This window comes from Acidovorax sp. GW821-FHT10E03 (genome assembly GCF_059415205.1).
Genome location: NZ_JBWKMU010000001.1, coordinates 589,595 through 602,590, shown reverse-complemented (window position 1 = coordinate 602,590; position 12,996 = coordinate 589,595). Strand labels below are relative to the sequence as shown.

Sequence of the window (12,996 nt, the reverse complement as noted above, 5' to 3'; positions counted from 1 at the left end):
GTATGTCTATCTGCGCTCCAGCTCCCACCACCCGTTCACGCTGAGCCCTTCGACAAGCTCAGCCCGAACGGGTGTGGGAGCCGAACGGTCGTGAGAGCCCGTACGGTTGTGGGAGCCTGAACGGCGGTACCAGCGCCAACGGAAGCGATGGATGGAACGCAGGTTCGTCGCCGGCCTTTCCAGAATTCAGCGATTTACCACTTCATCTCGCCCTTGTTGACCTTGGCGCCGATGTCCAGCGACAGGCCCATGGGCGCTGCGGGGTAGGCCTTCTTCATCGCGTCGATGAGTTCTGCGCTGGTCTTGGTGGCGGCGGCATTCTTCTCGAACGCTTGCAGGTAGCCCTTGGTGTAGGTGATGTTGGCAGCATCGAGCGTGCCGCCGGCAGGCATGTGGCCGGGCACGACGACGGCGGGCTGCAGTGCGGCCATCTCGTCGAGCTGGGCCACCCAGGCGCTGCGCTCGGCCACGGTTTGCGTATCGGCCGTCCACACGTGGGTGTTGGTGCCCGACACCGCGATGTTGCCGACGATGGCCTTGATGGACGGGATCCACGCATACGGGCGGTGCGCCAGCACGCCGGTGGTGCCGCGGATCTCGACCACCTGGCCGTCCACGCTCAGCGTGTTGCCGCTGATGGCTTTGGGCAGCACGGGCGTGCGCGGTGCGTTGGCGCCCATCTTGGGGCCCCAGAACGAGAGCTTGGTCGCCAGCTTGGCGTTGATCTTCTCCAGCACGGCGGGGGTGGTCACCACGTCGGCCTTGGGGAAGATTTCCTTGAGCGTTTCCACGCCGAAGTAGTAGTCGGGGTCGGCCTGGCTCACGTAGATGGTTTTGAGTTCCTTGCCGGTGTCGAGCACGTTGGCGGCAATGCGCAGTGCGTCGGCACGGGTGAAGCCGGCGTCGATGACCATGGCTTCCTTCTCGCCGTAGACCACGGTGGAGTTGACGTTGAAGCTGTTGCCGTCGGCGTTGTAGACCTTGACTTGCAGGGGCTGGGCAGCCTGGGCACCGGTGAAGGCGACGGCGAGGGTGGCGGCGATGAGGGTGGTGCGGAACATGGTGGTTTCTCCAGAAAGTTGAAGGGGTTGTCAGGGTTGGCGTTGATGTCGAAGCGAAGTTTATTTGCGCCAATCGATCCAATAAACCCCATAAAATGCGCATATTTGTTGCACCAATAGAGCAAATATGGACCGCCTGACCGCCATGCGGGTGTTTGTGGAAGTGGCCACCAGCGGCAGCTTCAGCGCCACCGCCGAGCGGCTGGAGATGTCGCGCGCCATGGTCACGCGCTATGTGGGCGAGATGGAGCAGTGGCTGCAGGCGCGGCTGCTGCAGCGCACCACCCGCAGCGTGACGCTGACGGATGCCGGCGAGCACTGCCTGCGCCGCTGCCAGCAGATGCTGGCGCTGTCGCAAGACCTGGAGGAAGAAACCGCCAGCACCACCGAGGGCGAGCTGCGCGGCCAGTTGCGGCTGACCTGCAGCGTGTCGTTCGCGTTCGCGCAGATGGGCGCGGCGATTGCGGACTTTCTGGCGCAACACCCGCAGCTCAAGATCGACCTGGACGCGAGCGAGGGGTCGCTGAACCTGGTGGAGCGCCGCATCGACCTGGCCATCCGCATCAGCGCCGAGCCCGACCCGCTGCTCATCGGCCGGCCGCTGGCGCGGTGTGACTCGGTGCTGGTGGCATCACCCGCCTACCTGACCACGCACGGCACGCCCCAGGTGCCGGCCGATCTGGCGCAGCACCGCTGCCTGAGCTATGCCAACTTTGGCAAGAGCGTGTGGACGCTGACCCGGGACGCAGAGACCGAGCGCGTGGGCGTGTCGGGCCACTTCAGCGCCAACGAGGCCACCACGCTGATGCGCGCGGCGTTGGCCGGGGGCGGCATTGCGATGCAGCCGACGTACCTGGCCAACCCGTTGCTGCGCAGTGGCGAGCTGCAGGCCGTGCTGCCCGCGTGGGATTTGCCGGTGATGACGATCTACGCGCTGTACCCGTCACGCCGGCATTTGTCGCCGGCAGTGCGGGCGCTGCTGGATTTTTTGGTGCAGCGGTTTGAAGGGGTGCCTTGGTAGTTGGCGCGGGTAGGCGTGGCGGATGAGTGAAACGCTATCTTTTTGATAGCTGGTAGCGCTTTCTGATCCAGCGGTAGAGGCTGTTTTTTGCTTGATGTTGGAAAGGCGATCAACAGCACCCCGGCGCCCTGGCCCCTCGCCCCTTGCGGGAGAGGGGTTGGGGAGAGGGAGCTGTGGGCAAGGATGCATGAATGCTTGATCCACCACCCCCTCTCCCCCGCCCTCTCCCGCGAGGGGAGAGGGTGTGAATGCAGGAGCGTCGGCGAAGGGGACTGCGACCCGCCCTGCATGTGGCGCCGTCTGCTTAAGCCCCTAACGCCATGCGCCCGCGCGGACCTTAGCCCCTCGCCCCTTGCGGGAGAGGGGTTGGGGAGAGGGGGGCCACCGCCAAGAAGCACAACGGCACCAAAACCTCAGCCCCACCCCAAATACCCAGTCACCTCACGGCAACACCGCCGCCGCCTTGGCCCGCGCAATCTGCAGGTCCGCGTCGCGCTGCAGCAGCAGGCGCTGCGCCACCAGTGCGTTGGCGGCCTCGGTCACGGCCGCCACGTAGCCGTCTTGCGTGCCGTACAGCTCTTCCAGCGACGGCCGCGCATCGCCCGCCGCCAGCCGTGCGGCGCGCGTCTTGTGGAAGGGGATGAAGCTGCCGGTGAGGTTGGCCAGGTCGGTGATGCCGGGCGTGGCGACGTAGTTGAACTCGATGCTGGTGCCCAGAGGCGCGCGCGCTTCCACGCTGCGGATGCCGGCGCGGGTGAGGCCGGTGGACGCATCGACCTGCGGCACCATGATCGCGTAGTCGCGGCCCAGGTTGCGCGGGGGCAGGATGGTGGCGATGCCCGATTCGTCCTGCGGGATGTACTGCGGGCCAAAGTCGAACAGCGGGAAGTTGTTGTACAGGCCCCGGTAGCTGAACTCAGGGATGGCCGTCTGCACGCCGCCCACCGCCCAGGTCAGCCCCTTCATGACCGGAAAGGCCAGCGCCTCGGGCCGCACCAGCGTGCCGTTGTCGATGCGTGGCACCTGGCTGGCGGGCGGCAGCGTGCCGCGCACCACCCAGTCTTCCAGGTTCAGGAACAGCGCGCGGAAGGTGTCGTTGAAGTGCACCACCGTGCCCGTGGGGTAGGTAGCGCGCGTGGGCGCGTACGCGATGCTGGCCGTGCCCCCTGCCCCGCCGTGCTGGGTGCTGGCGTAGTAATAAATGCGCGCGTTGTCGGGCTGGGCCAGGTCCTTGGTGCCGCGGGCATCGGTCAGCACGGGCGAGCCCTGCAGTTGCCAGAACTCGGTGCCCGACAGGCCCAGAAAGAACTTGGGGCAGGTGCTGGTGGCGGCGCAGCGTTTCATCACGCCGCCCTGGCGGCCGCTGATGTCGTCGTTGTAGTCCTTGTCCAGCCCGCGCGGCGCCGTCTGGCCGAAGGCCGTGTGGTCGGTGCGCAGGCCCCCGCCGCCGCCGGGCACGGCAAAGCGGGTGTTGATGTGGGTCTGGCGCGCGGCCACGTGGGCGAACATGCCGTCGAACACCTTGCCGCCGTCGAGCGCCTGGTTGAAGCCCAGGTGCAGGAACGTCTTCATCGCGTTGCCCGACTGCGAGGTGCCCTGCCCCAGCGTGTACTGGATGCGGCCCGCCAGCGGGTTGGGCGTGCCCGACGAGTCGGCCGCCTTGCTGCGAAAGAAGCTCACCGTGTCGCGCAGCGCGGCCAGGCCCACGCCCATGACCTTGGGGTCCTTGGCGACGTAGACCAGCTCGTACAGGTAGGCCGGGTCGAACCCGCCTTTGAGGCACACGCTGGTGGGGCTGGCGGTGCCGGGGAAGGCATTGGTGCCCGCATCGCAGGTGGCGAACTTCCAGTCGGCTGCGGGCACCGGCACGCGTGCATCCGTTTCGTTGGCGCGGCGGGTGAGCGAGTAGCCGGGCTGGGTGTTGTCCAGGCTAGCGGGCTCGTACGGGATCATGGTGCCGTTGAAGACGCCGCCGGGCAGCGTCATTGATGCGCTGGCCACAGTGGGCACCAGCTCGGCACGGTAGGGGCCGGTGATGCTGCTGCCGTCCTTGTTCTTCGCCACGGGCACGGTCACCGTGAGGCGCGCCGGGGTGGTCTTGGGCACGTCGCCCTGCCAGGCGGAGTACAGCATCACGTAGCCGCGCTCCAGGTACACCGCGTCGCTGGGCGTGGCCGTGGGGTTGAGCATCGTGAGGATGTTGCCGCGGTTGGGTGCGTCGTAGCGCAGCACGCCGCTGGCCTTGGCCATGTTCTTCGGTTTGAGCATGACGAAGTCGGCCTGGTACTCGACCATGCCGTTGGCGTTGGTGGGTGCAAGCGCCAGGTCCTGGATGGTGGCGTTCTTGGGGTCCTTGGGGTCGACCTCGCCGCTGATGGTGCCTGTGAGGCGCTCGTACTCGCCCACGTCGCCATAGCTGCCCGGGAAGGCCTCGGTGGCGGTGATCTGGAGCTTGAGGGCCGGGCCTTTGCGGGCGTCGTCGCCATTGCTGCTGCCGCTGCCGCCACAAGCGGCCAGGGCTGCCGCGGCGGCGGCCGTGAGGGCGAGTTTTCCGAATGCACGAAGGGGTTGCATGGTGTCTCCTGGGATGGATGGTGGGTGGTGGCCGCTCTAGCGGCTCTGAGAGAAAAACGGCAGCGTCTGGTGCGCTGCGCGCGGCAAGGCTCCGCCCGCGCCTGCCGGGGACGGCGGGCGGACTGGCGGAACGGGAAACGGGTTTGGAAAAAGCCGCGGCCCGGTGCGGGGCTGCGGCTTGTGGGCTGGCTTGGGTGGCCTGCTGGCTTACTCGGCCTCGATCCCGGCGGCCTTGATCACCTTGCCCCACTTCTGGGTTTCGGCGGCCTGGAACTTGGCGAGTTCATCGGGCGTGGTCGTCCATGCCTCGGAGCCCGCGTTGTCGTAGAAGCTCTTGGCCGCAGCGCTCTTGGTGGCCGCCGTGAGCAGCTCGTTCAGGCGCGCCACCACCGGTGCGGGGGTGCCGGCCGGCACGTAGGCCGCAAACCAGTAGCCCATGTCGTAGCCCTTCACGCCGGCTTCGTCCAGCGTGGGCACGTCGGGCAGTTGGGCGCTGCGCTTTTGGGTGGAGTAGCCCAGGGCACGCAACTTGCCCGCCTTGACCTGGGGCACGCCGGTGGAGGTGTCGGTGATCATCAGGTCGATCTGCCCGCCCAGCAGGTCGGTGATGGCCAGCGGGTTGCTCTTGTAGGGCACGTGCAGGATATCCACGCTGGCCAATTGCTTGAGCATCTCGCCGGCCATGCGGCTCGACGAGCTGCCGCTGCCAAAACTGAGCTTGCCGGGGTTCTTCTTGGCAAAGGCCAGCAGCTCGCCCACGTTCTTGTACGGCGCGGTGGCGTTGACCACCAGCACCTGCCCGCCCTTGCCCAGGCCGGTCACCGGCACAAAGTCCTTCACCGGGTCGTACGAGAGCTTCTTGTACAGATGCTCGTTGGCCGCATGCGTGGTGTTGGTGGTGATGAGCACGCTGTAGCCGTCGGCCGCGGACTTGGCCACGGCCGACGCCGCGATCATGCCGCTGGCACCGGCCTTGTTGTCGATGACCACGGCCTGCTTGGTGTCGGTGGTGATGGACTGCCCCAGCGCGCGCGCCAGCTGGTCGGTGGCGCTGCCGGCCGCGAACGGCACGACGAAGGTGATGGGCTTGGCGGGGTAGGCACCGGCCGCCTGGGCCAGCGCAGCAGGGGCGTGCAATGCGCACAGCGCCATTACGGCGGCAGTGGCGAGCAGAGCGCGGCGGGGGGATGAATGGGTCATGTTGTCTCCTGGGGTTGGTATGGATGGAAAAGCGAAAGGGGAGGTCTAGGGCCTGTTCACACTATTTTTGCCATTGCGAAGGCAGCCCCAGCCACGCCAATCTAGGCGCGTGACGACGCCAAGGCCGGGGCCTTGGCTAGGAACGCAACGACGAGTGGCGTGGCTGGGGTTGCCTTCCCTTCGGGTTGCGAAGCAAACAGGCCATCCGCTGTGTTGCCAATCCTCGCTGGGGCCGCACCCCAGCTTCGTTTGGCGCCTAGCGCCTGGCCTGTTTGCTTCGCAACGCATCTGGCAAAAATAGTGTGAACAGGCCCTAGGCCGTGGGACCGCCAAAGTGCGGCGCGAGGTGCGCGGGCACGGTGACGGGCATATCGAGCAGCAGGTAGCTCAGCGCCTTGCCGTGGCTGTCGAGGTTGAGCGCGTCGTTCACGCCACCGTCGAGCACGTCGTCCAGAACGATGTTCATGGCCTGCAACTGGGGCAGCAGGTAACGCGTGACCTGGCGTGGGCGGCGCTGCGCGAATTGCTGCGCTACCGCCGCTTCGGTGACCTGATCGACCAGCACGGCCCACAGCGCGGGGTGCCAGGCGATGACGCTGATGTTGGAGCGGTTGCCCTTGTCGCCGGTGCGGCTATGAGCAACTCGATAAAGCGGAACGGTGATGGTGGTTGTCATGGTGTGGGTACTCCTCAATCCACCATCTCAAAACGCACGGCCACCGCGTCGCGCGGCACCAGGCACGACACCGTGCCCAGGCGCGGGCGCATGGCAGTGCGCACGCCACCACCGCCCGCAGGCCCGCAGGTGTAAAGCGCGGTCACCTCGCGCACCAGGCGCTGGGCGCTGGCGTGGTCGCGGTGCTGCAGGGCCACGCGCAGGCGCACATCAAGCACGTCGTCCCGGCCGTCGCCGCTGTCGCTGGCGGGCGCATCCAGCCACCGGCTGGTGTCGTCGCCGAAGATGCTGGTCACGCCGATCAGGTCGATGCGCAGCGGGCCCAGGCCGCTCAATCGCTCGCGCAGCACCTCGCCCGCCAGGCGCGCGCGGGCTTCGGCGCGCGGGCCGGCGTAGGAGATTTCCCCCTCGGCAAACCAGCCGGATTCAAAGCACACGTTGACCTTGAGCGTGGCGGGCCGGGCATGGCCCTGCACGCCTTCCAGCCGCACGGCGTCGGTGCCCACGGCCTGCACGCGGGCCTGGGTGATATCGGCCACCACGTCGGGCGTGAGATACGCCGCAGGGTCGTGCAGCTCGTACAGCAGTTGCTCCTTGACGGTGCGCTCGTCGATGCGCCCGCCGGTGCCGGGCGGCTTGGTGATGGTGCAGTGGCCGTCGGCGTCGATCTCGGCGATGGGGTAGCCCAGTTGCGCCAGGCCCGGCACGTCCTTGTAGCCAGGGTCGGCAAAGTAGCCGCCCGTGACCTGCGCGCCGCATTCGAGCAGGTGCCCGGCCATGGTGGCGCGGGCCAGGCGGTCCCAGTCGTCCGGGGCCCAGCCGTAGTGCGCCAACGCCGGGCCCAGCACGAGCGACGGGTCGGCCACGCGGCCGCAAACCACAATGTCGGCCCCGGCGCGCAGGGCATCGGCAATGGCCTGTGCGCCGATGTAGGCGTTGGCGCTGACGATGGGCTCCGTGGGCATGGCGTCACCCAAGGCGCCTTGCAGCAGCGCGCGGTGCTCGGGTCCGCTCAGGTCGTCGCCCTGCAGTACGGCAATGCGCGGGGAGGCCAGGCCCAGCTCGGCCGCCAGGGCGTGGATGCGGCGCGCGGCGCCGTGCGGGTTGGCGGCGCCAAAGTTGCTGACGATGCGCACGCCGTGCGCCAGGCACTGCGCCAGCACGGGGCGCAGCAGGTCCACCAGCAGGGGTTCATAACCCGCATCAGGGTCTGTGCGGCGCGCGAGCTGCGCCAGGGCCAGTGTGCGCTCGGCCAGGGTCTCGAAGATGAGCACCGCAGGCTGGCCGCTGGCGATGAGCGCCTGCACCACGGGCAAGGCCGCGTCGGTGCGGTCACCCGAGAAGCCGGCGGCGCAGCCCACCAGCAGTTTGGTTTTTTGGTCGTTCGGCATGAATCCGTTGTCTCCTGACCATGAATGTAGGAACATGGCTGTATTCTGTGAAATCGATTGTTCTGATGAATCCATCTGATATGCAGATGAATCATTCAGCCCCACCATGAGCGCCCCTCACCTCTCCAGCCGCCAGTTAGACGCCTTCCTTGCGCTGGCCGAGCAGCGCAGCTTCACCCGCGCCGCCACGTTGTGCCACTTGTCGCAGCCCGCGTTCAGCGCCCTCATCCGCGCACTGGAGGACGACCTGGGCCTGCGCCTGTTCGACCGCAGCACACGGCATGTGGACCTCACGCCCGAGGGGCAGAACTTCCTGGAGTCGGCCCGCCGCATCCGCGCCGAAATCACCAGCGCCCTGGCCGCCGTGCGCGACACGGCCACGCTGCAGCGCGGGCGCGTGGCCGTGGCGCTGCTGCCATCACTGGCCGCGGGTTGGCTGCCGGGCGTGCTGGCGCAGTACCGCGCGGCGCACCCGGGCATCGAGATCGACATTGCCGACGTACTGTCCGAACCCTGCATCGAGCGCGTGGCCAGCGGCCATGCCGACTTTGCACTGGCCGCCATCCGCGCCGACACCCCCGCGCTGCAGGCCGAGCCGTTCTGCAGCGATGACTTCTACCTGGTGTGCCCCGCCGACCACCCGCTGGCGCGCAGGCGCAAGGCCATCACCGCGCAGGACCTGGCCGCCTGGCCCTTCATCCACCTGGCGCGCACCAGCAGCGTGCGCCAGTACCTGGAGGCGGCCCTGCACCCGCAGGCCATGCACACGCTGATGGAGGTGGAGCAACTGGCCACCGTGATGGGCATGGTGCGCGCGGGGCTGGGCATCAGCGTGGTGCCGGCGCTCACGCTGTTCCACTTCGAGCAGCCGGGGCTGGTCACGCGGCCGTTGTCGCTGCCCGGGCTGACACGGCAGATCTACCTGGTGCGGCGGCGCGACGAGAGCCTGTCGGTGGCGGCGCAGGCGCTGTATGCGCTGGTGATGGCGCAGCGGCCTTGAATCAGAGGCGGCAATTACTATTAATTTGATAGCTATCAGCGCTTATCCCTTAATAGCTGGTGGCCAATTTGCCTTGAAAATAGATGCCTCAAGCCGCCGCAGCACGCGCATAGCTCAAGGTCAGCATCTCCCACTGGTGCCCATCAGGCTCGTTCCAGTAGACGATGCGGCCGCCGTGGGCCGTGTCCACCTGCCCGTCCACGGGGCCGTGCACGGCGCTGCGGTACGGAATGCCCCCAGCCTGAATGCGTGCGAGGATGGCATCGAACTCTGCATCACCCACGCGAAAGCAGTAGTGGATGGGCGGTATGGGCTCGGGCCATTCGTCGAAATCGATGGTGAAGCCATCGTTCACGAACACGGGCGCAAACGGCCCCACGCCGGTGTCGGACCAGGGCACGCCCAGCAGGTCGGCCAGCAGCCGGGCGGCCGCGATCCTGTCGCGCGCGGGGACCATCAGGTGATCGAGGTGGATGGGCACGGGATATACCTCCGCGGAAATGCGGCGCACAGGCCGCTGTATCCGCATTTTCTGCCTGATGGAGACTTTCTGGCAGGGCATGGGCCTATGTTCCCCCCGCGTTCGCCTCGCCACGCGCCAGCACGGCCAGCTCCTGGCGCAGCAACAGCTCCACCTCCGTGGGCTCGAACTGGTCTTTCAGCAGCGGGATGGCAAAGCGGTACGCGGCATCCTGCTTGCGCAGCACATAGGCCAGCTGCAGGCGTGCCAGCGACTGGCGCAGCGCCTGCGCGTCGGCCGTGATGCCGTGGCCTTGCAGCAGCTGGGCCAGGGCCACCAGGCTGGTCTGCCCGGCCTGGGCCGTGTGGTAGACCACCACGCGGTCCAGGCGGCAGGCGGCCTCGTCCTGGCTCAGGCGCCCCCAGCCGGCCAGCGCGTCCTGCACGGGCTGCGAGGCAAGGGCCTGCGCGAGGTGGCGCGCCTCGATGGCGCGCTCGCCGGGTTGCAGGGCCTCCAGGCATTCCTGGCACAGGATGGCCACGAGGTTGGCGCGCTGGCCGCTGGCGTCCACGAGCTTTTCCACCAGCGTGTCGCTGCCAAAACCCAGGCGCAGGCGGCGCAGCGGCTCGGTGGCCAGCTCGCGGCAGGCGGCGCGCTCCAGCCCGCCGATGGCCAGCACCTCGCCAAAGTTGCGCAGGGGGCTTTGGTAGTCGAGCACGGCGGTGGCGTACAGGTCCCAGAAGCCCGCCAGCATGAACCAGCAGCGCCCCTCCTCGCTGAGCGCGCGCAGCGTGGACAACTGGGCGTAGCCGCTGTTCGACTCGTCGCGGAAAAAGAGGTCGGCTTCGTCGATCAGCAAATACAGGCGCTTGCCCGCGTACTGCGCCTGCAGGTGGTCCACGATGGCTTCGAGCGGCGTGTCGGCCGGCAGGCCGAACTGCAGCGCCATGCGCGGCGCCAGGCGGTGGTCGCGCAGCGAGACGTAGTGGCACACGGTGTGCGGGTGGCCCTGCAGGCGGCGCTGCACGGCCTTGAGCAGGCTGCTCTTGCCCAGCTGGCGCCCGCCCACCACCAGGTAGTTGGCGGGTTCGCGGTTGACCACGCGGGCCAGCAGCTGGGCGCGGCCGAAGAAGGAGCCCTCCCGCGTCACGCCACCGCGCGTCTGGTACGGCGAGATGCGGGTGATGCGCAGCTGCGCGGCCAGCAGGCGCAGCAGCACCTGCAGGGCCTCGCCGCCCACCAGCCATTCGGTCTGGCTGGCGCTGTCCACCATCACGTGCAGGTTGGCGCGGTCATCGGCATGGGCCTGCAGCAGGGGCATCGGCGCGTCCACGCTGTGCCCGCTCAGGATCAGCAGCACGTCGCTGCCGGTCTGCGCGACGCGCAGCTGGCGCAGCACGGCGGCCTCGTCCACGCCGGGCGTGGGCACGAAGACCAGGCAGCGGTCCAGCGACACGGGCAGGTCCGGCGGGAACTGCCACTCGAACACCAGCCCCGGCAGCGCCCAGTCGGTGCTGGGCTGGCTGCGGGCGGAAACCCGCTCGGCCATCGCGCGCGCGAGGCCCCCCGCACCCTCTGCCGCGCCGGGCTGCGCGCACAGCACCGCGCGGCGCCAGTCCACCGGGCGGATGTCGGCCGCGAGCAGCGTGGACTCCCGCCGCCCCGTCCAGCCCAGCAGCCGGTCCAGACGGGGCAGCCGCGCGAGCGGGGTGCGGCGAAGGCGTGCGGGCTGCAGCTGCGAAGGCCCGAGCAGGGGGTGGCGCGCGACCCAGACCACCGCGCCCACGGCGAAGATGGCAGCGCACCAGTAGATGAGCTTGCGCAGGCCTTCGAACGGGTCGCGCTCCGACGGCGGCACGGGCGTGAAGTCGTCGGCCTGCCCCTCCAGGCAGTTGATGGGCAGATAGCCCAGGGGAATGGGCGGGCGCCCGGGGCGGCAGCTCCAGGTGGTCGTGCCGGGCTTGAGCTCCACCACCACCTGGGTGCCCGCGAGCTTGCCCAGTTCGGGGTTGTGGGCGATGTCGGCCTGCAGCACGTAGGGCCGGGGCGACGTGACGCGCAGCTGCGGGTTGCCGATGCGCGGCGCATGTGTGCGGATGTCCTCGGGCCAGGCGTCCAGCTCGTTGTGCGCCTGCATCATCGCCACGCGCCACTGCACCAGCTCGCCCCAGACGATGCCCGCGTTCTCGGCCCCCAGCACGGAGCCGCGCGTGGCCGGGTTGAGCTTGGGCGTGAGCAGCGCGCTGCCCACGAACAGCGTGATGGCCGCGATCACCACCGCGCGGACCACGGACCTGGACAGCAGCGGGCTCATGCGGCCGACGAACACGAGTCCAGCACCATGAGGCCCGCGTCGCGGATGGTGGGGCTGCGCCAGTGCAGCCGCGCGGCCTCGCCCGTGCCGCGCACATGGATGAGGTTGCCCCAGAACAGGCGGCGCAGCTCGTCGTCCTGCAGGTAGGGGCGCGCGCGGCCCAGCTCATCGGCCTGCAGCAGCTGCGCCAGCCGTTGCCGGGTGGCCGGTGCCTGCGCGAGGGGCAGCAGGGTCTGCCACAGGCGCGGGCTGCTGGCCAGGTGGGTGCGCAGCGCGGCGCGGTCTGCCTGCGCGCCCTGCAGGCCGCCGCCCGCTCCCTGGTCCACCAGCCACTGCAGGCCTTCCTCGAACAGCGCGGGGTGTCCACCGCTGATCTCCTGCAGGGCCGCCAGCACCGGCTGGGGCCAGGCCTGCTCGGGCCAGCGGTGGCGCGCCAGCTGGGTGAGGTCTTCCAGCGACGGATCGGGCCAGTGGTTGACCTGCGCGATGTTGAGCAGCGACAGGTCGCCGCTGCGGTATTTGAGGTCGGCCAGCGCCTCGCCGCCGCACAGCAGCAGGTGCAGCCGTCCGCTGTGCATCTCGCTCAGGCTGCGCAGGATGCCCGCCAGGGTTTCGCGCAGTTCGGGGGTGCCCTGCTCGAAACGGCTGACCAGGCAGAACAGGCGCTCGCCCGCCAGCAGGCGGCGCTCCAGCGCGGATTCGAATTCGTAGTCGGACGCCACATCGCCGAGCCCGCACTGGCGGCCAATGGCGGCGAAGTACTCGGCCGGCACGGTGCTCACGCTGTAGGGCGGCTGGATGTGCAGCACCGCGCCTTCGCCGTACTGCGCCTTGGCGCGCTGCAGCAGCTCTTGCCTGAACGGCGGCTGGCCCCAGTGGGCGGGCGACAGCAGCAGCGAGATGGGATACGGCACGGCCTGCGCCAGCTGGGCAAACAGCCGGTCCTGGAAGGCAGCGAAGGGCTGCGCCGCGCCCGCCGACTCGGCCTGCAGCGGAAACTCGGGCTCGAAGCCGGCGGCGCTGAGCAGGCGGTTGGCCTCGGTTTCCGTCAGGCGCAGGTAGCGGGTGCAGGCCACCAGTTTTTCTCGCGAGCGGGGGTTGGGCGCCGACAGGCCGTTGCGCCAGTTGTTCACGGCCTCGCGGCTCAGGCCGATCTCGGTGGCCACGCCGGAGGCGCTGGCGCGAATGCGCCGCATGTAGAGCGAGAGAAGCTCCGGAAAGGAATCGTGGGCCATGGCTGTGGGGGTGGGCACTCTGCGCGCCGCGCGGTGAGAGGGCTTTGGAAAGAACACAAACGAA

General features: G+C 68.8%; 10 protein-coding genes. 2 read left to right on the top strand and 8 right to left on the bottom strand.

The window, feature by feature from the left end; genetic code table 11:
• Positions 1-194: 194 nt before the first annotated feature.
• On the bottom strand, positions 195-1,061 hold the full coding sequence (locus tag AC07OD_RS02830) for an MBL fold metallo-hydrolase (protein ID WP_494594998.1): 867 nt from the start codon (positions 1,059-1,061) through the stop codon (positions 195-197).
• A 127-nt stretch (positions 1,062-1,188) separates the two neighbouring features.
• Here AC07OD_RS02830 and AC07OD_RS02825 point away from each other — a divergent pair, with 127 nt between their 5' ends.
• A complete protein-coding gene (locus tag AC07OD_RS02825) occupies positions 1,189-2,082 on the top strand; it encodes a LysR family transcriptional regulator (RefSeq protein ID WP_494594997.1) in 894 nt (297 codons plus the stop codon).
• Positions 2,083-2,523: 441 nt separating this feature from the next.
• On the opposite strand, the gene AC07OD_RS02820 is transcribed toward AC07OD_RS02825, so the two are convergent.
• From AC07OD_RS02820 to AC07OD_RS02805, 4 genes are all read right to left on the bottom strand, one after another.
• Positions 2,524-4,656 carry an alpha/beta hydrolase domain-containing protein gene (locus AC07OD_RS02820; protein WP_494594995.1) on the bottom strand — a complete coding sequence of 711 codons (2,133 nt, stop codon included), beginning with the start codon at positions 4,654-4,656 and terminating at the stop codon, positions 2,524-2,526.
• A 207-nt stretch (positions 4,657-4,863) separates the two neighbouring features.
• Positions 4,864-5,856, bottom strand: coding sequence for a Bug family tripartite tricarboxylate transporter substrate binding protein (locus AC07OD_RS02815; RefSeq protein WP_494594993.1), 993 nt, complete (start codon positions 5,854-5,856; stop codon positions 4,864-4,866).
• A gap of 313 nt (positions 5,857-6,169) precedes the next feature.
• Positions 6,170-6,532 (bottom strand): AtuA-related protein, encoded by a 363-nt coding sequence (locus tag AC07OD_RS02810; protein WP_218294320.1) that lies wholly within the window; start codon positions 6,530-6,532, stop codon positions 6,170-6,172.
• Between the two features lie 14 nt (positions 6,533-6,546).
• The gene (locus AC07OD_RS02805; protein ID WP_494594990.1) at positions 6,547-7,923 is read right to left on the bottom strand and encodes an acyclic terpene utilization AtuA family protein; all 1,377 of its coding nucleotides are present in this window, start codon (positions 7,921-7,923) and stop codon (positions 6,547-6,549) included.
• A 106-nt stretch (positions 7,924-8,029) separates the two neighbouring features.
• On the opposite strand from AC07OD_RS02805, the gene AC07OD_RS02800 reads away from it, so the two are divergent.
• Positions 8,030-8,923, top strand: coding sequence for a LysR family transcriptional regulator (locus tag AC07OD_RS02800; RefSeq protein WP_494594988.1), 894 nt, complete (start codon positions 8,030-8,032; stop codon positions 8,921-8,923).
• A gap of 88 nt (positions 8,924-9,011) precedes the next feature.
• On the opposite strand, the gene AC07OD_RS02795 is transcribed toward AC07OD_RS02800, so the two are convergent.
• From AC07OD_RS02795 to AC07OD_RS02785, 3 genes are all read right to left on the bottom strand, one after another.
• Positions 9,012-9,404, bottom strand: a complete 393-nt coding sequence (locus AC07OD_RS02795) for a VOC family protein (RefSeq protein ID WP_218294317.1) — start codon at positions 9,402-9,404, stop codon at positions 9,012-9,014.
• An 85-nt stretch (positions 9,405-9,489) separates the two neighbouring features.
• On the bottom strand, positions 9,490-11,712 hold the full coding sequence (locus AC07OD_RS02790) for an AAA family ATPase (RefSeq protein ID WP_494594986.1): 2,223 nt from the start codon (positions 11,710-11,712) through the stop codon (positions 9,490-9,492).
• Positions 11,694-12,932, bottom strand: a complete 1,239-nt coding sequence (locus AC07OD_RS02785; protein ID WP_218294315.1) for a hypothetical protein — start codon at positions 12,930-12,932, stop codon at positions 11,694-11,696. Before AC07OD_RS02785 ends, AC07OD_RS02790 begins: the two co-directional genes overlap by 19 nt.
• Positions 12,933-12,996: the final 64 nt, after the last annotated feature.